The 18,095-nt window shown below is 63.8% G+C and carries 17 protein-coding genes; 13 read left to right on the forward strand and 4 right to left on the reverse strand.

Annotated features, from left to right (window positions below):
* Positions 1-54: 54 nt before the first annotated feature.
* The 5 genes from D4Q51_RS13760 (at position 55) to D4Q51_RS13780 (ending at position 4,718) form a co-directional block, all read left to right on the forward strand.
* Positions 55-810 carry a 3-hydroxybutyrate dehydrogenase gene (locus tag D4Q51_RS13760; protein WP_120078401.1) on the forward strand — a complete coding sequence of 252 codons (756 nt, stop codon included), beginning with the start codon at positions 55-57 and terminating at the stop codon, positions 808-810.
* A gap of 84 nt (positions 811-894) precedes the next feature.
* Positions 895-1,179, forward strand: coding sequence for a GIY-YIG nuclease family protein (locus D4Q51_RS13765; RefSeq protein WP_120078402.1), 285 nt, complete (start codon positions 895-897; stop codon positions 1,177-1,179).
* A 144-nt stretch (positions 1,180-1,323) separates the two neighbouring features.
* Positions 1,324-2,775 (forward strand): IMP dehydrogenase, encoded by a 1,452-nt coding sequence (guaB, locus tag D4Q51_RS13770; protein ID WP_120078403.1) that lies wholly within the window; start codon positions 1,324-1,326, stop codon positions 2,773-2,775.
* Positions 2,776-2,980: 205 nt separating this feature from the next.
* Positions 2,981-4,159 carry an RsmB/NOP family class I SAM-dependent RNA methyltransferase gene (locus D4Q51_RS13775; protein WP_120078404.1) on the forward strand — a complete coding sequence of 393 codons (1,179 nt, stop codon included), beginning with the start codon at positions 2,981-2,983 and terminating at the stop codon, positions 4,157-4,159.
* A gap of 61 nt (positions 4,160-4,220) precedes the next feature.
* A complete protein-coding gene (locus tag D4Q51_RS13780; RefSeq protein ID WP_120078770.1) occupies positions 4,221-4,718 on the forward strand; it encodes a tetratricopeptide repeat protein in 498 nt (165 codons plus the stop codon).
* A gap of 15 nt (positions 4,719-4,733) precedes the next feature.
* Here D4Q51_RS13780 and D4Q51_RS13785 read toward each other — a convergent pair whose 3' ends face one another.
* Positions 4,734-5,216, reverse strand: coding sequence for an RNA pyrophosphohydrolase (locus D4Q51_RS13785; RefSeq protein WP_120078405.1), 483 nt, complete (start codon positions 5,214-5,216; stop codon positions 4,734-4,736).
* Positions 5,217-5,360: 144 nt separating this feature from the next.
* Between D4Q51_RS13785 and D4Q51_RS13790 the strand changes: the two genes are divergently transcribed.
* The 3 genes from D4Q51_RS13790 (at position 5,361) to D4Q51_RS13800 (ending at position 9,736) form a co-directional block, all read left to right on the forward strand.
* Positions 5,361-7,286, forward strand: coding sequence for a 2-oxoacid:acceptor oxidoreductase subunit alpha (locus tag D4Q51_RS13790; RefSeq protein WP_120078406.1), 1,926 nt, complete (start codon positions 5,361-5,363; stop codon positions 7,284-7,286).
* The gene (locus tag D4Q51_RS13795; protein ID WP_120078407.1) at positions 7,283-8,329 is read left to right on the forward strand and encodes a 2-oxoacid:ferredoxin oxidoreductase subunit beta; all 1,047 of its coding nucleotides are present in this window, start codon (positions 7,283-7,285) and stop codon (positions 8,327-8,329) included. Before D4Q51_RS13790 ends, D4Q51_RS13795 begins: the two co-directional genes overlap by 4 nt.
* Before the next feature lie 123 nt (positions 8,330-8,452).
* The gene (locus D4Q51_RS13800) at positions 8,453-9,736 is read left to right on the forward strand and encodes an exopolysaccharide biosynthesis polyprenyl glycosylphosphotransferase (RefSeq protein ID WP_162925339.1); all 1,284 of its coding nucleotides are present in this window, start codon (positions 8,453-8,455) and stop codon (positions 9,734-9,736) included.
* Between the two features lie 4 nt (positions 9,737-9,740).
* Here D4Q51_RS13800 and D4Q51_RS13805 read toward each other — a convergent pair whose 3' ends face one another.
* A complete protein-coding gene (locus tag D4Q51_RS13805; protein ID WP_120078409.1) occupies positions 9,741-11,057 on the reverse strand; it encodes a GumC domain-containing protein in 1,317 nt (438 codons plus the stop codon).
* Between the two features lie 85 nt (positions 11,058-11,142).
* On the opposite strand from D4Q51_RS13805, the gene D4Q51_RS13810 reads away from it, so the two are divergent.
* The 5 genes from D4Q51_RS13810 to D4Q51_RS13830 all read left to right on the forward strand — a co-directional run bounded on the left by D4Q51_RS13810 (position 11,143) and on the right by D4Q51_RS13830 (position 16,873).
* Entirely contained in the window at positions 11,143-12,051 is a 909-nt protein-coding gene (locus D4Q51_RS13810; RefSeq protein WP_120078410.1) for a metal-dependent hydrolase, read from the forward strand.
* Between the two features lie 31 nt (positions 12,052-12,082).
* On the forward strand, positions 12,083-13,471 hold the full coding sequence (locus tag D4Q51_RS13815; protein ID WP_120078771.1) for a cryptochrome/photolyase family protein: 1,389 nt from the start codon (positions 12,083-12,085) through the stop codon (positions 13,469-13,471).
* Between the two features lie 56 nt (positions 13,472-13,527).
* Entirely contained in the window at positions 13,528-14,766 is a 1,239-nt protein-coding gene (locus D4Q51_RS13820; RefSeq protein WP_120078411.1) for an SAM-dependent methyltransferase, read from the forward strand.
* On the forward strand, positions 14,763-16,007 hold the full coding sequence (locus D4Q51_RS13825) for a serine hydrolase domain-containing protein (RefSeq protein WP_240624752.1): 1,245 nt from the start codon (positions 14,763-14,765) through the stop codon (positions 16,005-16,007). Before D4Q51_RS13820 ends, D4Q51_RS13825 begins: the two co-directional genes overlap by 4 nt.
* A 107-nt stretch (positions 16,008-16,114) precedes the next feature.
* Positions 16,115-16,873, forward strand: a complete 759-nt coding sequence (locus D4Q51_RS13830; RefSeq protein WP_240624754.1) for a hypothetical protein — start codon at positions 16,115-16,117, stop codon at positions 16,871-16,873.
* A gap of 43 nt (positions 16,874-16,916) precedes the next feature.
* Here D4Q51_RS13830 and D4Q51_RS13835 read toward each other — a convergent pair whose 3' ends face one another.
* On the reverse strand, positions 16,917-17,486 hold the full coding sequence (locus tag D4Q51_RS13835; RefSeq protein ID WP_120078413.1) for a J domain-containing protein: 570 nt from the start codon (positions 17,484-17,486) through the stop codon (positions 16,917-16,919).
* Positions 17,487-17,670: 184 nt separating this feature from the next.
* Positions 17,671-18,018 carry a PilZ domain-containing protein gene (locus D4Q51_RS13840; RefSeq protein WP_120078414.1) on the reverse strand — a complete coding sequence of 116 codons (348 nt, stop codon included), beginning with the start codon at positions 18,016-18,018 and terminating at the stop codon, positions 17,671-17,673.
* Positions 18,019-18,095: the final 77 nt, after the last annotated feature.

The following is an 18,095-nucleotide window of genomic DNA, read 5'->3' on the forward strand; positions in this document are numbered from 1 at the left end:
TAGCCGCCATCCGGCTACCACCCTAGCCGCAATTCAAATCATCTGGAGACTTCAATGTTCCTCGAAGGAAAGCGTGCCCTCGTCACCGGTTCGACCTCGGGCATCGGCCTCGCCATCGCCCGTGCGTTGCGGGCCGAGGGGGCCGAGATCGTGCTGAACGGCTTTGGCGAGGAGTCCGAGATCGCGAAACTGTGCGAAGAGCTGGACGCGATGCACTCGGGCGCGGACCTGACGGACGTTGCCGCGATCGAGACGATGATGGGCGATGCCGGAGGGATTGACATTCTCGTCAACAACGCAGGGATGCAGCACGTCGCCCCGGTGGAGGACTTCCCGGTCGACAAGTGGAACAAGATCATCGCTCTGAACCTGTCCGCCGCCTTCCACACCTGCCGCCTCGCCGTGCCGCATATGAAGCAGGCGGGCTGGGGGCGCATCATCAACACCGCCAGCGCGCACTCGACCACGGCCAGCCCCTACAAGGCCGCCTACGTCTCGGCGAAGCACGGCATTGCCGGCCTCACCAAGACCATCGCGCTGGAACTGGCCGAGCAGAACATCACCGCCAACTGCATCAGCCCCGGCTATGTCTGGACGCCGCTGGTGGAAAGCCAGATTCCCGACACGATGAAAAGCCGCGGCATGACGCGCGAGCAGGTAATCAACGACGTGCTGCTGGAACGCCAACCGTCGAAAAAGTTCGCCCAGCCCGAAGACGTGGGCGCGCTGGCTGTCTTCCTGTGCCGCGATGTGGCGCAGAATATTACCGGCGCGAATTACGAAATCGACGGTGGGTGGACGGCGCAGTAGGGGGGCGCCTTCGATTGTCCAATCTCACCCTCGTCATCCCAGCGAAAGCTGGGATCTCTCCCATCACGCCCCACGTCATCTGAAATGGGCGGCTGGGTCTACATCATGACGAACAAGCGTCACGGCGTTCTGTATATCGGCGTGACTTCCGATATTTCCTCCCGGACCATGCAGCACAGATCAGGCACTGGCTCGGCTTTCTGTCGCCGCTATGGCCTGGACGTGCTCGTCTATGCCGAACGTCACGAGACAATAACCGATGCGATAGCAAGAGAGAAAGCCATGAAGGCATGGAAGCGGGCGTGGAAGATCGAACTGATCGAGAAGGTCAATCCTGACTGGGACGACTATTTCGAGCATCTGGCTTGAACGAGAGAGATCCCAGCTTTCGCTGGGATGACGGTGTTAAGGGCTGGCCGCCACGATAAACCACCCCCACCCCCTACCAAATGCCACACAGTGCGTTTACATGGGCCGCCACGAATCACCCGAGACACAGAAGTGGCGCCCCCAATGGAAATCCGCACCGGCCTTACTTTCGACGACGTGCTGCTGCAGCCCGCCGAAAGCAACATCCTCCCCTCGCAGGCCAGCACCAAGACGCAGCTGACGAAGGATATCGGGCTCAACATCCCGATCATCTCCTCTGCGATGGATACGGTGACGGAAGCCGAGATGGCCATCGTGCTGGCGCAGCTGGGCGGGATGGGCGTGCTCCACCGTAACCTGACGATCGAGGAACAGTGCGCTGCCGTTCGCCGGGTGAAGCGCTTCGAGAGCGGAATGGTGGTGAACCCCATTACCATCACGCCAGACGCCACGCTGGGTGACGCGCAGGAACTGATGACCCGCCACAACATCAGCGGCATTCCGGTGACGGACCCCTCCGGCAAGCTGGTGGGCATCCTCACCAACCGCGACGTGCGCTTTGCTGACAATCCCGGCCAGCCGGTGAAGGAATTGATGACGAGCGAAAACCTCGCCACTGTCAGCGAGCAGGTGACGCAGCAGGAAGCGCGCAAGATCCTGCACCAGCGCCGCATTGAGAAGCTGCTGGTGGTGGACAAGGACTATCATTGCGTCGGCCTGATCACGGTGAAGGATATCGAGAAGGCCGTGCTTAACCCCGATGCCACGAAGGACAAGGGCGGTCGCCTGCGCGTGGCCGCTGCCACCACGGTAGGCGACAAGGGTTTCGAGCGGACCGAGGCACTGGTGGACGCCGAGTGCGACGTCATCATCATCGACACCGCCCACGGCCACAACAAGGCCGTTGGCGAGGCGGTGGACCGGGTGAAGCGCCTTTCCAACTCGGTGCAGGTGATCGCGGGCAACATCGCAACCGCCGCTGCCGCGAAATCGCTGATCGACGCTGGTGCGGACGCGGTGAAGGTGGGCATCGGCCCCGGCTCCATCTGCACCACGCGCATCGTGGCGGGCGTGGGCGTGCCGCAGCTGACCGCGATCATGGATGCCGCAAGCGTCGCGGGCGACGTGCCGGTGATTGCCGATGGCGGCCTGCGCACTTCGGGCGATGCGGCCAAGGCGCTTGCCGCCGGGGCCAGCACAGTGATGATCGGCAGCCTGCTGGCAGGTACCGAGGAAGCGCCGGGCGAAACCTTCCTTTACCAGGGCCGCGCCTACAAGGCCTATCGCGGCATGGGCAGCGTCTCTGCCATGGCGCGCGGCTCTGCCGACCGCTATTTCCAGCAGGACATCAAGGACCAGATGAAGCTGGTACCCGAAGGCATCGAAGGTCAGGTGCCCTACAAGGGCCCGGCGCGCGACATCATCCACCAGCTGGTGGGCGGCATCAAGGCAGCCATGGGCTACACCGGCAGCGCCACCATCGCGGACCTGAAGAAGAACGCCGAGTTCGTGCAGATCACCAATGCGGGGCTGAGCGAGAGCCACGTCCACGACGTGAGCATCACCCGCGAGGCACCGAACTACCCGACGCGGTAAGGTGCCCGGCGGGCCGGTTTCCTACCGTTGCCGGGGGGCCTAGCTTGCCCGGCATGACACACGTTCTCGTCCCGACCGCCGCGTTTCACGCAAAGGTTACAGGTCCAACAGCCGGTTCTTCGCGCAAGTCGCTGCGAGGAAACGGAAATTCGGGCGGGGCAACTATTTCAAAGAGGGGCCTTAGGCGTTCCACAATGGTGACAGAATGACCCCTTCCGCCCGCGTCCAGGCCGCTATCGAGATACTCGATGCCGTGATCGAAGCCGCCCGTTCCGGCGGTGCCCCGGCAGACAGGCTGGTGGCCGAGTGGTTCAAGAACCACCGCTTCGCCGGCTCGAAGGACAAGCGCGCCATCCGCGAGCACGTCTACGACGCGATCCGTGCCTGCGGCCCGGTGCCCGCCAATGGTCGCGCTGCCATGCTGGGGCTGGCCGAAGAGCAGCCCGAGCTTCGCGACCTGTTCGACGGTTCGCAATACGGCCCCGCCGCGATTGGCGAGGGCGAACGCCCGGCCGAGGGCGGCATCGCGCCCGAGTGGCTTGAGGATCGCCTGATCGCCAGCGGCGTCGGGGAGGACGAGGCCTTGGCGCTGCTGGGCCGCGCGCCGCTGGACGTGCGGATCAACCGGCTGAAAGTGTCCGGCGCGCTGGAAGGCTTGCCAGAAGAAGGCGAGCCGCTGGCGCTGCCCGGTGCGCTGCGCTTCCCGTCCGGCACGCAAGTCTCCACATGGGACGCGTTCGGGCACGGACTGATCGAGGTGCAGGACCTGGGCAGTCAGGCCGCTTGCATGGCCGTGGGCGCGCAGCCGGGAGAAACCGTGGTGGACCTGTGCGCCGGGGCCGGGGGCAAGACCCTCGCACTGGCCGCAGCCATGGCGAACGAGGGCGCGCTGGTCGCCGCCGATACCGACAAGCGCCGCCTCTCTCAGCTTGGCCCGCGCGCCGAGCGGGCAGGGGTGCTGATCGCGCGCGAGGTACTGCTCGATCCCGGCAAGGAGGCCGAGGCGCTGGAGGAATGGCTGGGCGAGGCCGACCGCGTTCTCGTCGACGCACCGTGTTCCGGCACAGGCACGTGGCGACGCAATCCCGAAGCGCGCTGGCGCCTGTCGGAGGGTGAGTTGCAGAAGCTCACTGCCTTGCAGGCGCGGCTGCTGCGGATCGCCGCAGACCTGGTGAAACCGGGCGGCACGCTGACCTATGTCACCTGCTCGCTGCTGGACGAGGAAGGGGCCGGGCAGGTCGATGCCTTCCTCAGGCAGAACCCCGGCTGGAGTGCGGATATGCCCGACCTTCGACTCGGCGCCCCGCGCGGCGCGGGAATACGCCTCTCGCCGTCCCGCGATGCCACGGACGGATTTTTCATCGCACGTCTATGTAAGGCGTGATAACACCCTCCAGATGGACGAAATCAATCTCTCTCTTGCGTCCAAGTTGAAGGAGTACGCCATGCGCTTCGCACCCGTAGCCGCCGCCCTGTCCCTTGCATTCGCCACCACGGCCAGCATCGGGCAAGCGAGCGACTACGAAGCCGATCCGCGGGCCGTGGCGCTGGTGGCCGAAGGCAATGCCGCGCTGGAGATGGGCGAAACGCAGGCCGCGATCGACGCGTTCGAGGCTGCGCTCGCCATCGATCCGGGCTACACCGATGTCTACCTGGACCTTGCGAACGCTGCCCGCGTCGAAGGGCTGCAGGGTAAGGCGATCCACTTCTACCGCGAGGCGCAGGAACGCGATCCCGAAAACCTCGCCGCCATCACGGGCGAGGGCGAGGCGCTGGTGGAGAAGGGCGCGCTCAGCGCCGCGCGGGAGAACCTGACGCGGTTGCAGACCCTGTGCGGCGAAACCTGCACCGAAACCGTGCAACTCGCCGCCGCCATCGATCGCGGCCCGCCGGTGATGACGGCCGAAGCCATCCCCGTTGACGAGGACGTGGTCCAGAACTGAGGGAAATTCGCTTGCCTACAGGTGCGGTTTGAAGGCTGAGACCACCGTCTCGTAAACCTCGCGCTTGAACGGCACGATCAGCTCGGGAAGCAGGTCCGGATCGACCCATTTCCATTCGCAGAATTCGGGGTGCTTGAAAGCATCAAGGTCGATATCGCTGTCCTCGCCGGTAAAGCGCACCAGGTACCATGCCTGCCGCTGGCCCTTGTACTTGCCGCCCCACAGCTTGCCGTGCAGTTCCTTGGGCAGGTCGTAATAGAGCTCTTCCTCCATCCGGTGAACGATCTGCAGGTGGCGGGTGGTGACGCCCGTCTCCTCCCCCAGTTCTCGGAACATGGCCTCGTCCAGGTCCTCGCCATCGTCGACGCCGCCCTGCGGCATCTGCCACCAGTCGCCTTCCTTGTTGTCGATCCGCTTGCCGACAAAGGCTTCCCCGGCGGAATTGATCATCATCGTGCCAACGCACGGGCGGTATTGCAGCTTGTCCGGTCTGGTCATGGTGCTGCATCTAGGATGGTGGAGAGGTGAAAGCCAGCTATTGCCGCCGAAACAGAAAAACTTGATTGTCTTGGGGCGGAGAGGAACCTAGGTCGCCCGCATACGCTGGGGCCACAAGCCCCGACGCGGCAGGAAGAATTTACAATGGCTACACAGACGGCTGAAGCACAGCCCGACACTCAGGTTCAGGACTCGATGGTGGTCCGTTTCGCTGGCGACAGCGGCGACGGAATGCAGCTGACGGGCGGACAGTTCACCCTGTCCACCGCGCTGGCGGGCAACGATCTTGCCACTTTCCCCGATTTCCCCGCCGAAATCCGCGCGCCGCAGGGCACGCTGTTCGGCGTTTCGGCGTTCCAGATCAACTTCGGCAGCCGCCAGATCAACACCGCGGGCGACGCGCCCGATGTACTGGTGGCGATGAACCCGGCGGCGCTTAAGGTGAACCTCGCTTCGCTGAAGCCCGGCGGCCTGATCATCGCCGACAGCGGCGCTTTCACCAAGCGTAACCTGGAAAAGGCGCATTACGAGGAAAACCCGCTGGAAGACGGCAGCCTTGCCAAGTTCGACCTGCTGGCCTTCGACATTTCCGAACGCACGATCGAGGCGGTGAAGCCCTTCGGCCTCGGCAACAAGGATGCGCTGCGGTCCAAGAACATGTGGACGCTGGGCCTGGCGCTGTGGATGTTCGATCGTCCGCGCGAACCGCTGCACGACTGGCTGAAGGCCAAGTTCAAGAGCAAGCCCGAGATTGCCGAGGCGAACATCGCCGCGCTCGACGCGGGCCATGCCTATGGCGAGACGGCGGAGCTTTCCGGCCCGCTGAAGCAGGTGCACATGCCGCCGCGCCCGGTGGAACCGGGCCTCTACCGCACCATCACCGGCGCGGAGAGCGTGTCGCTCGGCCTCGTGGCGGGCGCGCAGCTGGCGGAACTGCCGATGTTCTTCGGCGGCTATCCCATCACGCCCGCATCAGCAATCCTCCACCACCTCGCACGGCTGAAGGAGTTCGACGTCACCACCTTCCAGGCGGAGGACGAGATCGCCGCGATCTGCGCCGCGATCGGTGCGAGCTATGCCGGCCAGCTGGGCGTCACCAGTTCATCCGGCCCCGGCATTGCGCTGAAGACCGAGGCGATGGGCCTTGGCATCATGGTGGAATTGCCGCTGGTGATCGTGAACTCGCAGCGCGGCGGCCCGTCCACCGGCCTGCCGACGAAGACCGAGCAGAGCGATCTCTACCAGGCCGTCTACGGTCGCAACGGCGATGCGCCCATGCCGGTTATCGCCGCGCGCAGCCCTGCCGACGCCTTCGACGTCGCTATCGAGGCCTGCCGCATCGCCACGCAGTACATGACGCCTGTCATGCTGCTGACAGACGGCTACATCGCCAACGCCGCGGAGCCGTGGAAAGTCCCCGATCCTTCCGCATACGAGCCGTTTCCGGCGACCTTCCTCGAGGAGCTGCCCGAAGGCGAGGAGTTCCTCCCCTACAAGCGCGACGAGAAGGGCGCGCGTCCCTGGGTGAAGCCCGGCACGCCCGGCCTGATGCATCGCGTCGGCGGCATCGAGAAGCACGAGACCACCGGCAACATCGACTATTCGCCCGCCAACCACCAGCGCATGACCGAGCTTCGCCGCGACAAGGTGGCGAACATCGTCGTGCCCGACCAGGAAGTGTCCTGGGGTGAGGATACCGGCGATCTCGTCGTGGTGGGCTGGGGCAGCACCTACGGCCCGATCAAACAGGCGGTGAACCGCTGGATCGAGAAAGGCGCGAAGGTGTCCCACGTTCACGTGCGCCACATCTGGCCGCTGCCGCAGAACCTCGGAAAGCTGCTCTCCGGCTTCAAGCACGTGCTGATGCCGGAAATGAACACCGGCCAGTTCAAGACGCTGCTGCGCGACCAGTTCCTGATCGATGCCGAAAGCCTGACCAAGACCAGCGGCCAGCCGTTTCAGATCGCCGAACTGGAGGAAGCCATCGGGCGCTGCCTGAACGAGAAGTGCGGCGGCAAGATCGGCACCAATGACGACCAGCTTCCCAATCCGGTGGGAGTCGAGAAATGAACGAGATGAGCAAGATCGAAACCACGCTGAAGGACTGGGAAACCGACCAGGAAGTGCGCTGGTGCCCCGGTTGCGGGGACTATGCCATTCTGAAGGCCGTGCAGCGCACGCTGCCGCAGCTTGGCGCAGACCCCAAGAACACCGTGTTCGTATCGGGCATCGGCTGCTCCAGCCGCTTCCCCTACTACATGGAAAGCTACGGCTTCCACACGATCCACGGGCGCGCCCCGGCTTTTGCCACGGGCATCAAGCTCGCCAATCCCGATCTCGACGTGTGGCTGGTGACGGGCGACGGCGATGGCCTGTCGATCGGCGGCAACCACATGATGCACGTGCTGCGCCGCAATGTGAACATGCAGATCATGCTGTTCAACAACGAGATCTACGGCCTGACCAAGGGCCAGTATTCGCCCACCAGCCGCGAGCATACGCGCACGCCTTCGACCCCGCTCGGCTCCGTCGACCACCCGGCCAACCCCTGCGCCTTCGCCCTGGGCAGCGGTGCGCGCTTCGTGGGCCGCGGGATCGACGTGTCCAAGAACCTGCCCGATGTGCTGACGGCCGCCCACGCCCACCAGGGTGCGGCCTTTATCGAGATTTTCCAGAACTGCATCGTCTACAACAAGGACGTTTTTGACGATTTCGCCAAGCCGAAAGGCGCTGAGCAGCAGCAGTTGTGGCTGTCCCATGGCGAGCCGATGTTGTTCGGCAGCGAAAAGACCGGCGGTGTGAAGGGTCTGAAGCTCAACACGCAGGCTTTTGCCTTCGAGGTTGTCGACGTGGCCGATGGCGACTGGCAGGCTGCCGGTGTGCAGGTGCACGATGCCACCAACCGGATGCTCGCCCATATGCTGGTGGAACTGCCGTTCGGCGAATTCCCCATGCCGCTGGGCGTCATCTACGACGATCCTGCACCCACTTACGAGGCAGCCGTCATTGCCGAGAAGGAGCGCGCCAGCGCTGGCAAGGATACGAGTATCGCGCGTCTTCTGGCAAAGGGCCAGACATGGACAGTGAGCGGGACAGCCTCCGACCCGGTGTAGTCTCGCACTTGCACAAAGACGGGCAGCGGCTTAAGAACCCGCTGTTCCGGAAACATCGGCCTCGCCGTGCGTTGCGGTATGTCTTTGTTTCAAATTGAGTGTGGGGTTAACTGGGTCATGCTGATGGCAGCTCCTTCAGAGCTGGTCCACGGGGGCCGGAGCATTTACCGCTCGTTCCTGGTACAGGTCGTTACCTGCGTCGTTCTCGGTACGATCCTGCCGCCGTTCATCTATTTCGGCGCCAAACTCTCCATTCTCGACAACCCGACCTTCCAGAACAGTGTGGTCGCCTCGATCATTGCGCTGGTAGCCGGCATCTTCTTTGCCCGGCGGGTAAACATCTATCCCGGCGTGAAGCAACTTGGCGCTGTGCTGCCCACATTCATCGCCAGCTTCGGCGCGGTGGCGCTGTGCATCCTTGCCTTCCGCTTCGAATACTCGAACCAGGTCCTGTTGCTCAATTTCGCCGTCTCCGTGCTCGTCTACATCGGCGTGATGAGCATGGCGACCAAGGCGGACCGGTCCATCTTCTATACCGTGCCCGGCGGACGTATCCGGCGCCTGAAGAACGTTGGCCTGATCGTTCGCGATCTTGCAGTGCCTACGCTGCCCATGCACGACGGGGCCATTATCGTGGCTGATCTTCATGCGGAACTGGACGACGACTGGGAGCGACTGCTTGCCACCGCTGCGCTGGAGGGCGTTCCGGTCTTCCACTTCAAGCAGGTCTACGAGGCTGCTACCGGCAAGGTCTGGGTGGAACACCTTTCGGAAAACAGCTTCGGTTCGCTGCTGCCGAACATGAGCTTCATGAAGTTGAAGCGCCTTTTCGACATTGCGCTGGTGCTTGTCCTGCTGCCCCTCCTCGTCGTTCCGCTTCTGATCGTGGCCTTGCTGGTGCGACTGGATTCGCCCGGCCCGGTGCTCTTCAGGCAGGAGCGGGTCGGTTTCCGCGGACGGCCGTTCGACGTCTGCAAGTTCCGCACGATGCGCTGCGAGGAACTGTCAATGGACGTGGAGGAACAGCGTGCCCAGGCGATGACGGGCGAGAACGATCCGCGCATCACCAAGCTCGGCGCATTCCTGCGGCGTACGCGCATCGACGAATTGCCGCAGATGTTTAACATCCTGCTTGGTCACATGAGCTGGATCGGTCCCCGACCGGAGGCCCTGGCCCTCGGCATCTGGTACCAGAAGGAAATTCCCTTCTATGATTACCGCCACATCGTGCGGCCGGGCATCACGGGCTGGGCGCAGGTCAACCAGGGCCACGTCACGGAGCTGGAGGATATCGACCACAAGCTCCAGTACGATTTCTATTATATCAAGAATTTCTCGTACTGGCTGGATTTCCTGATCCTGATGCGAACCGTGCAGGTCGTCTTCACCGGGCACGGCGCTCGTTAGACGATCAGTAGAACTGGCGCTGGCGCCGTACGTCGCGCGCTATCAGCAGGCCGGAAAGCAGCAGCGCCAAGCCCGCGGCGATGGCGATGATCAGTCGCCAGTCCGGAACGACCGGTCGTGTTGGCGGCACGGCGTCCGCGATAACGCGCGCCGTCGTCGGCATGTCCCCGCTCTCTGACGCGGCGAGGCGTGCGAGCAGCAGGCTGTAGAGCTCCCTCTTCTCGACGACGTCCTTCTGCACATCGGTGAGGGCAAGGCCAGCCGTTCCGCGCTCCGCCACCTCGTAGCCCAGCGCCTCGATCTGCGCTCTCAGGTCGCTTTCCTGTATCCGCAGTCGCCGCGCCTCGGCCGCGCGCTCCTCGGTGATCCGCACGGCTTCGCGCGAAAGGGTCGCGTCGATCACGTCGATCCGTTCTTGGAGGTCCAGCGCCGCCGGATAGTCCTCGCGGAACTGCTGCGTGATGCGGTCGTACTCCTGCTCCAGTTCCTCGCGGCTTTCACGAAGCTGCGCGATCACCGGGTCGCTCGAATCCACCGCGCCGCTGGCTATGGCTGCTTCCAGATTGTCCAGCCGCGATCGCACGAATGCCAGCTGCGATTGCAGCGCGTCGCGCGCTTCGGCCGTCAATGCGTCGTCGCCGTCCACCGCGACAAGCCCGGCCTCGTCGGCGGGGAGGGCGACGATATCAGCCTCGGACATCCCCTCGGCCAGATTACGTTCGGCCTCCTCCAGTTCCGTGCGTACCTGCGCGACGAGGGCCTCCAGCTCAGCGCGCGAATTGCCGTCGACGCCTGCAAGCCGTTCTGCATCGGCAGGGACGAAGGCTGCTGCCAGCGCATTCGCAATGTCCGCTGCCAGCGCAGCGTCGGGCGACCTGTGGACGATGCCGGCGATTGAGCCGCCGTCGTCGATCTCGGTTCGCGTGTTCTGCAACACCAGCGAAGCTGCGCGGACGCGCCGCTCGGCCAGATCGACGTCGCTGGTATCGAGGGCAGGATGGATGGTGAGGAAGCGCGAGTCCTCCAGCAGGCCAAGCTCCGTCACCGCCCTGGTGGCGACCGCGCTGGATTTCGCAGCGGCAATGCGTTCGTCCGGCAGCGGGATATCCTCGATGTCGGCGAGGCTTGCGGGCGTGATCAGTTCGACCTCGGCTTCCGCCTCGTAAAGCTCTTGCGTGGTCAGGCCGACGACGGCGGCGATCCCGCCCGCCACAAGGAAGATAGCGACGACCGGCAAGCCCAGGCCCAACCACGCGGGACGCGTGCGCGCACGGCGCGGCGCCGTAGAAAGGTAATCCGCCTCGTCATAGGTCCCCGTCATGGCGATTGCCTAGCCGCAAGGCGGCTGGCGATAAAGCGCTTGTTGGGGCTAGTGCTTTGTAAGGCGCGGCTTAAGATTGCGGGCGATGGACAATCTCACGCATTCGCTCACCGGCGCGCTGATCGGGCAGGCGGGCCTCAAGAAAAAGACGGGCCTTGCCATGCCGGCTCTCATCATCGGCGCGAACCTGCCCGATGTGGATGCCGCGTGCTTCTTCTGGCTGGAGGGGGTGGAGCATCTCGCGTTTCGCCGGGGGATTACCCACGGGCCTATTGCGCTTTTGCTTTTGCCCCTCGTGCTTGCGACACTGCTCTGGGGATGGGACAGGTGGCAGACGAAACAAGGGAAAAGGCCCGAGGCGCGCCTGCCGGTCCACTTCGGCTGGCTTTACGGCGTTTCGCTGATCGGTTGCCTCACGCATCCGGCGCTCGACTGGCTGAACGTCTATGGCATCCGCTTGCTGGAGCCGTTCTCCAGCCGCTGGTTCTACGGCGACGTGCTGTTCATCATCGATGTGTGGCTGTGGGCCATGCTGATTGCGGGCACCTGGATTTCGCGCCGTGCGGAAAAGCGCGGCGGGGACTGGCGAAAGGCGGCGCGCGTGGCGCTGGGCTTCTGCCTCGTTTACCTGCTCGGCAATTTCGCCATCTCTCAGGCGGATCGCATGGCCAGCACCTCGTTCGTGGAAACCATTTCCTCGCCGCCGCCGCTGGCCTTCTGGGAGCGGGAGAGCATCGGGGTGAGCGGTAGCGGCAGCTATTTCATCGATGGGGAGAAGGTGGGCAACGTGGCGCTTTCGACCTGCGACCTGGAAACGGCAAAGGTACAGAGCGAGCAGGTCGCCGCGTTCCTGTTCTGGAGCCGTGCGCCCGTCATCACCCGGCTGGAAGACGGCTCCTACCTGCTGGGAGACGCGCGCTATTACGGCATCGAGGAAGGGCGCTTCAGCGTGACCCTGCCCGATGGTCTGTGTTCGGAACCTGCGGGAAGTTGATACCGTTGCCCTGCTGAAGGGGAAACCGAACTTGTCCGAACCACAGATAGTCTGGCTGCGCCGCGACCTGCGCCTCACCGACCATACCGCATTCACCGCCGCCGCGCAGGCCGGGCCTGTAATCCCGGTCTATATTCTCGACGACGAGACACCGGGAGAGCGAAAGCTGGGCGGGGCGAGCCGGTGGTGGCTGCACCACGCGCTCGAAGCGCTGGAAAAGGACCTCGGACGCCATTCCTCGAAGCTGGTCCTCAGGCGCGGCAGCGTGTGCGACGTGCTGCCCAAACTGGCCGAGGAGACGGGCGCGAAGACCGTCCACGCCATTCGCCATTACGAGCCGTGGTGGCGCAAGGCGCAAGGCAAGCTGAAGGACGAGCTGGACCTGCAACTGCACGACGGCAATTATCTGCTCCCGCCGGGTAGCGTGACGACCGGCTCGGGCAGTCCCTACAAGATATTCACGCCGTTCAAGGATTCGATGTTCGATGCCATTCACGGCTTCGACATCCTGCCCGAGCCCAGCCTTTCCGGCCCCGATAGCTGGCCGGACAGCGACACGCTGGAAGACCTGGACCTGCTGCCGACTAAGCCGGACTGGGCCGGGGGCATGCGCGAGTTCTGGGACGGGCAGCATGGCACCGCGGCGGCGATGGAGCGGTTCGACGCTTTCCTGGAAGTCAGCAAGAACTATACTGACGATCGCAACCTGCCGAGCGAGGATGCCACCAGCCGCCTGTCCCCGCACCTGCACCACGGCGAAGTCTCGCCGCGCATGTTGTGGGATGCAATGGGCAACTACACCAGCGACGGCGCGCGCATGTTCCGCGCGGAACTCATCTGGCGCGACTATGCGCAGAACCTGATCTGCCAGTTTCCGAAATACGCGATGGAGCCCTACCGAGACGGCTACGACGACAACTTCTGGCGCAATCCGAACCGTGGGCATCTGATCCAAGAGGAACTGGAAGCATGGCAGATGGGCCGCACCGGATACCCCATCGTGGATGCCGGGATGCGCCAGCTCTGGGCGACAGGGTGGATGCACAACCGCGTACGGATGATCGCCGCCAGCTTTCTCGTCAAACACCTGCTGATCGACTGGCGGCACGGCGAGAAATGGTTCTGGGATACGCTGGTGGATGCCGATTACGGCTCCAACGGCACGAACTGGCAGTGGGTGAGCGGCACGGGCGTGGACAGCAACATGTTCGTGCGCATCATGGCCCCGCTCAGCCAGAGCGAGAAATTCGATGCAGGCGACTACATTCGCGAATGGGTGCCCGAACTGGCCGACTTGCCTGACAAGGACATTCACGATCCGTCCGAAAAGTGTCGTCCGAAGGACTATCCCAAGAAGCTGATCGGCCACAAGGAAGCGCGCGAAAGGGCACTGGAAACCTACCGCGCCAGCAAGGACTGACAATTGCCGTAAACACGCCTTGAGAAGCGGGCGGACCCTCGTCATAAGGCGCGGCCATGAGAGCGGGTCACGCACGCGGAGAGGGACTGCTGGAGAGCGGCAAGCGGTTCGGGCTGAGGCCCGGCACGGCTGCCCGGCTGTTCGCTCCTGCCGTCTCCCGCATTCTCGCCAGGATCGATGCCGGCCTTTCCAGCGGGGCCATCCACGCGACCTTGCCGGATGGAACGAAGCGCACGCTGGGCGGCACCGCACCCGGCTTCGAGTGCGAGGTGGCACTGCACGACTGGCGCGGGCTTTTGCGGCTGGCCACGGGTGGCTCGGTCGGCTGGTATCAGGCCTGGGAAGCAGGCGAATGGTCCAGCCCCGATCCGGTGCCGCTGTTCGCGCTGTTCATGGCCAATGCCGTGTCGTTGGGAGATGCTGCGCGGGCGAAGGGTCCGTGGCGACTGGCGGCCCGCGCGATGCATGCGCTGAAGCGAAACACGCGGGCGGGCGCTGCCAAAAATATCCACGCGCATTACGATCTCGGCAACGATTTCTACGCCAGCTGGCTCGACCCCACGATGACCTATTCCAGCGGGAAGTGGTTTGACGAGGAAGGCTCGCTCGAAGCCGCCCAGCGGCGCAAGTGGCAGGCGCTTTCGAAGCGGATCGGCAGGGCGGATAGGGTGCTCGAGATCGGCTGCGGCTGGGGTTCTCTGGCCGCGCATCTGGCGGGCGAGGGACGCGATGTCACCGCGATCTCGATTTCCGACAGTCAGCTCGAATGGGCGAGGGCGCACAATCCCGGCCCGCACTATCGCAAGTGCGACTATCGCGACATGGACGGCAAATACGATGCCATCGTCAGCGTGGAAATGGTCGAGGCGCTTGGCCGCGAATACTGGCCCGCCTTCATGGACTGCGTGGCGCGCAACCTGAAGCCCGGCGGGCGCGCGGCGATCCAGTATATCTCCATTGCCGAGCCGATCTTCGATTCCTACGCCGCCAGCGCCGATTTCATTCAGGCCTATGTGTTCCCCGGCGGCTGCCTGATTCGCACCAGCGAATTCCGCCGCCTGGCGCTGGAGCGCGGCCTGCGGTGGAGCGACCAGCGCGATTTCGGCCAAGACTACGCCGAAACGCTGAAATGCTGGCGCGAACGGTTCGATGCGGCCTGTGCCGAAGGGCGTCTGCCTGCCGATTTCGACAAGCGCTTCACGGACTTGTGGCGCTATTACCTGATGTATTGCGAAGGCGGATTCCGCGGTGGCGGGATCGACGTGCACCAGGTCACGCTTGTGAAGGACGCATGATGAAGAAGTGGATTCTCGGCATTCTCACGCTGCTCGTGATGGCAGGAGGGGCCTTCTGGCTCTCGCTTAACGAGGAGCAACGCGGTGTCCTCGCAAATATGCCGACCGATCGCGACGTGCTGTTCTGGCCCGAAGACACGCGCAACGCCGCCTTCCGCGCGCTCGATGCCTTTCCCGCGCTGGCAGAGGCGCGGGTGATCGAGGCGGGCGAGGCGACCTATCCGCTGCCCGATGGCGAACCGCTAGACCTCGCCGGTTTCGATCTCGATGCCTTCATGCAGAGCCAGAACGCGGCCGCCGTCGTCGTGGTGCATGAAGGCAAGGTGGTGCTGGAGCGCTATGGCCTCGATTTCGATGCCGACGGCAAGTGGACCAGCTTTTCGGTCGCCAAGAGCCTCACCTCCACGCTGGTCGGCGCTGCGCTGGCCGATGGCTATATCGACAGCCTCGACGATCCTGTCAGCAAGTACCTGCCCGACATGCGCGGCTCCGCCTACGACGATGTGACGATTCGCCAGCTCCTCACCATGAGCAGCGGCGTCAAATGGAGCGAGGACTACTCCGACCCAGCCAGTGACGTTGCCGTCTTTGCCGAGCATGAGAGCACCGAGGAAGACGTCGATTCGCTGGTAGATTACATGCGCCAGCTTCCACGGGAAGCGGAGCCGGGTACGCGCTGGCAGTATAACACCGGGGAAACCAATCTGATCGGCGTGCTGGTGCGCGAGGCCACGGGCAAGAACCTTGCCGATTACCTTTCGGAAAAGGTCTGGGCCCCTTTCGGCATGGAACAGGACGCGACCTGGCTGCTGTCGAACTCCGGCAGCGAGATTTCCGGCTGCTGCATCCAGGCCAGCACCCGCGACATGGCGCGCTTTGGCCTTTTCGCGATGGGCGGCGGCATGGCTGGCGGGGAGCGTGTAGTGCCGGAGGGATGGTTCGAGGAAGCCACCACGCCTACATTCGAGACCGGGCGCTTCGGGCGCGGCTATGCCTACCAGTGGTGGACCTATCCGGGCGGTGCCTATGCTGCCAGCGGCCTGTTCGGGCAGGGCATCTTCGTGGACCCGGCGCGCGACCTTGTCATCGCCACCAATTCCAACTGGCGTCAGTCCACCGGCAACGACGGGGCAGGGGAGGAGCGCAACCGCTTCTACGAAGCCGTGCAGGCCGCCGTCGATGCCCGGCGCGGCGTGGAAGGCGCGCGCGTGGGCGAACCGGCCGAGCCGATGGTGCGATAGCGCCGAGGTCCGTAAGGAGCGCGAAAGAGGAACCGAGCGGGGATAGCCAGCGTTCGCAGACCATGGCCAGCAAACCGTCACGAAAATCCAGTGCCTTCGAACGAAGCATGATCCAGCGCGCGGCGGTGGTGATCGCCGTCATCATCCAGATCGGCGCAACCTTCCTTCCCGCTCTCGGCATCGGTGAGGAGATCGGCAGCAGGTCCGATGCTACACGTACGCTCGTGACACCGGCTGGCTGGGCCTTCGCGATATGGGGACCGCTGTTCGCGGGAACCGTCGCCTTTGCGATTTACCAGGCGCTGCCGGGACAGCGAAGGGACGACCTCTTGAACGCCATTGCCTGGCCCGCTGCCGGTGCGTTTCTCGGCAACGGCCTGTGGGCAATCTATACCCAGCTTCACGCGCTGACGGCACTATCGGTCGTCATCATCGTCTTCACACTGGTTTGTCTGCTGACCGTCTATCGCCGTTTGGTCGCCCTGCGGCGCGAATTCGTGACGGTGGAACGCTGGCTTGTGATGCTTCCTCTCAGCGCCCTTGCAGCATGGCTGACGGCGGCGACTATCGTCAATATTTCCGCCTCGCTGAAATATCACGGGGTCGCTTTCGAGCAGGCGAATATGGTGCTGGCGGCGGCAGTAGTGCTGGTGGGAGGAATTATTGCCGCGCTTGCCGTTGGGCGCGGGCGGGGAAACCCGGTCTATGCCGCCGTGTTCCTCTGGGCCCTGACGGCAATCTATGCCGCGGGCGGACAGGTCGCCCCGCCGGTGGCTTATGCAACCGTTGTCTCAGGTGTGCTCGTGATCGCGACTACCCTGTTCAGGCTGCGCGACGTCGGCAATCGCCGTCACTGGTTAGGCTAGAGCAGTCGCCGACAGCCTGCGTGCAAGCAATCCGGACCTGCCTTTACCCGTCAGTCGGTGTCCGGGGAATCAGCCGCTGCTCGACCGACCTCGTGCGGCTTGTCGCCATGACCTGATCGACACCCTCCACGGTGATGGCATACTTGCCCTGTTCGTTGATCTTCACGAAGCCTTTCGACTTGAGATACCACCCGTGGAACTCAAACGTATCATCGGAACAGCCCAGTTGCTCCTGGATCAGCCATCCGACGATTCCGGCATCCATGGGAAACTCCCGGCGCCGCTGGTACAGCATGTTGAGGATCTGGCTGTGGATTTCGGCATCTGCCTGGGCGGTTGCCTCGTCGATGCCGTGAATGCCGGTCTGGGGCGGATGGGCGCGGTCGGTGACTTCGGCGTGAAGCAGATCGTATTCGGCGCGCTTTGCCGGATTGCGCAGGACATTGTACGCCTCGCTGACCTGATGAAACCTGGACATGTCCGCCGTTTCGGCATTGTCCGGGTGGTACATCTTGGCAAAGTAGTGAAACGCGACTTCCAAAATGCGCTGGTCGCATCCAGGATTGACCTGCAACAGATCGTAATAGTCGACGAAGTCTTCTGTATTCGCCACGCGGACCCCCTGTCTGGCAATACTGCGCGAGTGGTGACTGTGCAGATGCACAATAGACCAAGAACAGGGGGCGCGTCAGCCCAATTGCGGCAAAAATCAGTAGGATTGCATCATCTGCAGGAAAAAGGGGCGCCGAAGCACCCCTTTGACACGACCCCTGTTTGCGAAAAGCGCTGGCGAAGATTCAGCCGCGATAGCTCCCGTCGCCACGGTAGCGGGCGAGGATATTGTCGTGAACGATAGGGGAAAGCAGGTTGGTGAAAGCACAGCCGGCCATGCCGTTTTCCCACCACACCACTTCGGCCTGGAGCGATTCGAGGCCCGGCAGCGTCAGCCAGCACACAGAGCCGGGATGCATCCGGTTGAGCGCCGTCGCCGAAAAGCCCGACAGGGAAAGATCGTTCACTACCGTCTGGAATGCGCGCATGCCCGATCCGCGCAGCTGGGCGGGGATCATGATCTTTGTGCGCGGCGCGCTGCGGTCTTCCTGTGCGGCTACATCGTAGCGGCCCATGGTGTTCTGCATGCTCATGGCGGCGAGTTCCCGTAATTCGCGTGGTACCGAGGACGCCCCTTCCGGGGGCCTTGCTTCACGCAGAATGTCCCAGC

The sequence above is a fragment of the Aurantiacibacter odishensis genome (assembly GCF_003605195.1).
Taxonomy (GTDB): domain Bacteria; phylum Pseudomonadota; class Alphaproteobacteria; order Sphingomonadales; family Sphingomonadaceae; genus Alteraurantiacibacter; species Alteraurantiacibacter odishensis.

Bases quoted from the DNA above. Each gene is read 5' to 3' on its own strand.
- D4Q51_RS13775 (WP_120078404.1), top strand. From the start codon at position 2,981: ATGACCCCTTCCGCCCGCGTCCAGGCCGCTATCGAGATACTCGATGCC.
- D4Q51_RS13765 (WP_120078402.1), top strand. From the start codon at position 895: ATGGGCGGCTGGGTCTACATCATGACGAACAAGCGTCACGGCGTTCTG.
- D4Q51_RS13760 (WP_120078401.1), top strand. From the start codon at position 55: ATGTTCCTCGAAGGAAAGCGTGCCCTCGTCACCGGTTCGACCTCGGGC.
- D4Q51_RS13810 (WP_120078410.1), top strand. From the start codon at position 11,143: ATGGACAATCTCACGCATTCGCTCACCGGCGCGCTGATCGGGCAGGCG.
- guaB (WP_120078403.1), top strand. From the start codon at position 1,324: ATGGAAATCCGCACCGGCCTTACTTTCGACGACGTGCTGCTGCAGCCC.
- D4Q51_RS13800 (WP_162925339.1), top strand. From the start codon at position 8,453: ATGGCAGCTCCTTCAGAGCTGGTCCACGGGGGCCGGAGCATTTACCGC.
- D4Q51_RS13785 (WP_120078405.1), bottom strand. From the start codon at position 5,216: ATGACCAGACCGGACAAGCTGCAATACCGCCCGTGCGTTGGCACGATG.
- D4Q51_RS13805 (WP_120078409.1), bottom strand. From the start codon at position 11,057: ATGACGGGGACCTATGACGAGGCGGATTACCTTTCTACGGCGCCGCGC.
- D4Q51_RS13790 (WP_120078406.1), top strand. From the start codon at position 5,361: ATGGCTACACAGACGGCTGAAGCACAGCCCGACACTCAGGTTCAGGAC.
- D4Q51_RS13820 (WP_120078411.1), top strand. From the start codon at position 13,528: ATGAGAGCGGGTCACGCACGCGGAGAGGGACTGCTGGAGAGCGGCAAG.
- D4Q51_RS13830 (WP_240624754.1), top strand. From the start codon at position 16,115: ATGATCCAGCGCGCGGCGGTGGTGATCGCCGTCATCATCCAGATCGGC.
- D4Q51_RS13840 (WP_120078414.1), bottom strand. From the start codon at position 18,018: ATGAGCATGCAGAACACCATGGGCCGCTACGATGTAGCCGCACAGGAA.
- D4Q51_RS13795 (WP_120078407.1), top strand. From the start codon at position 7,283: ATGAACGAGATGAGCAAGATCGAAACCACGCTGAAGGACTGGGAAACC.
- D4Q51_RS13780 (WP_120078770.1), top strand. From the start codon at position 4,221: ATGCGCTTCGCACCCGTAGCCGCCGCCCTGTCCCTTGCATTCGCCACC.
- D4Q51_RS13825 (WP_240624752.1), top strand. From the start codon at position 14,763: ATGATGAAGAAGTGGATTCTCGGCATTCTCACGCTGCTCGTGATGGCA.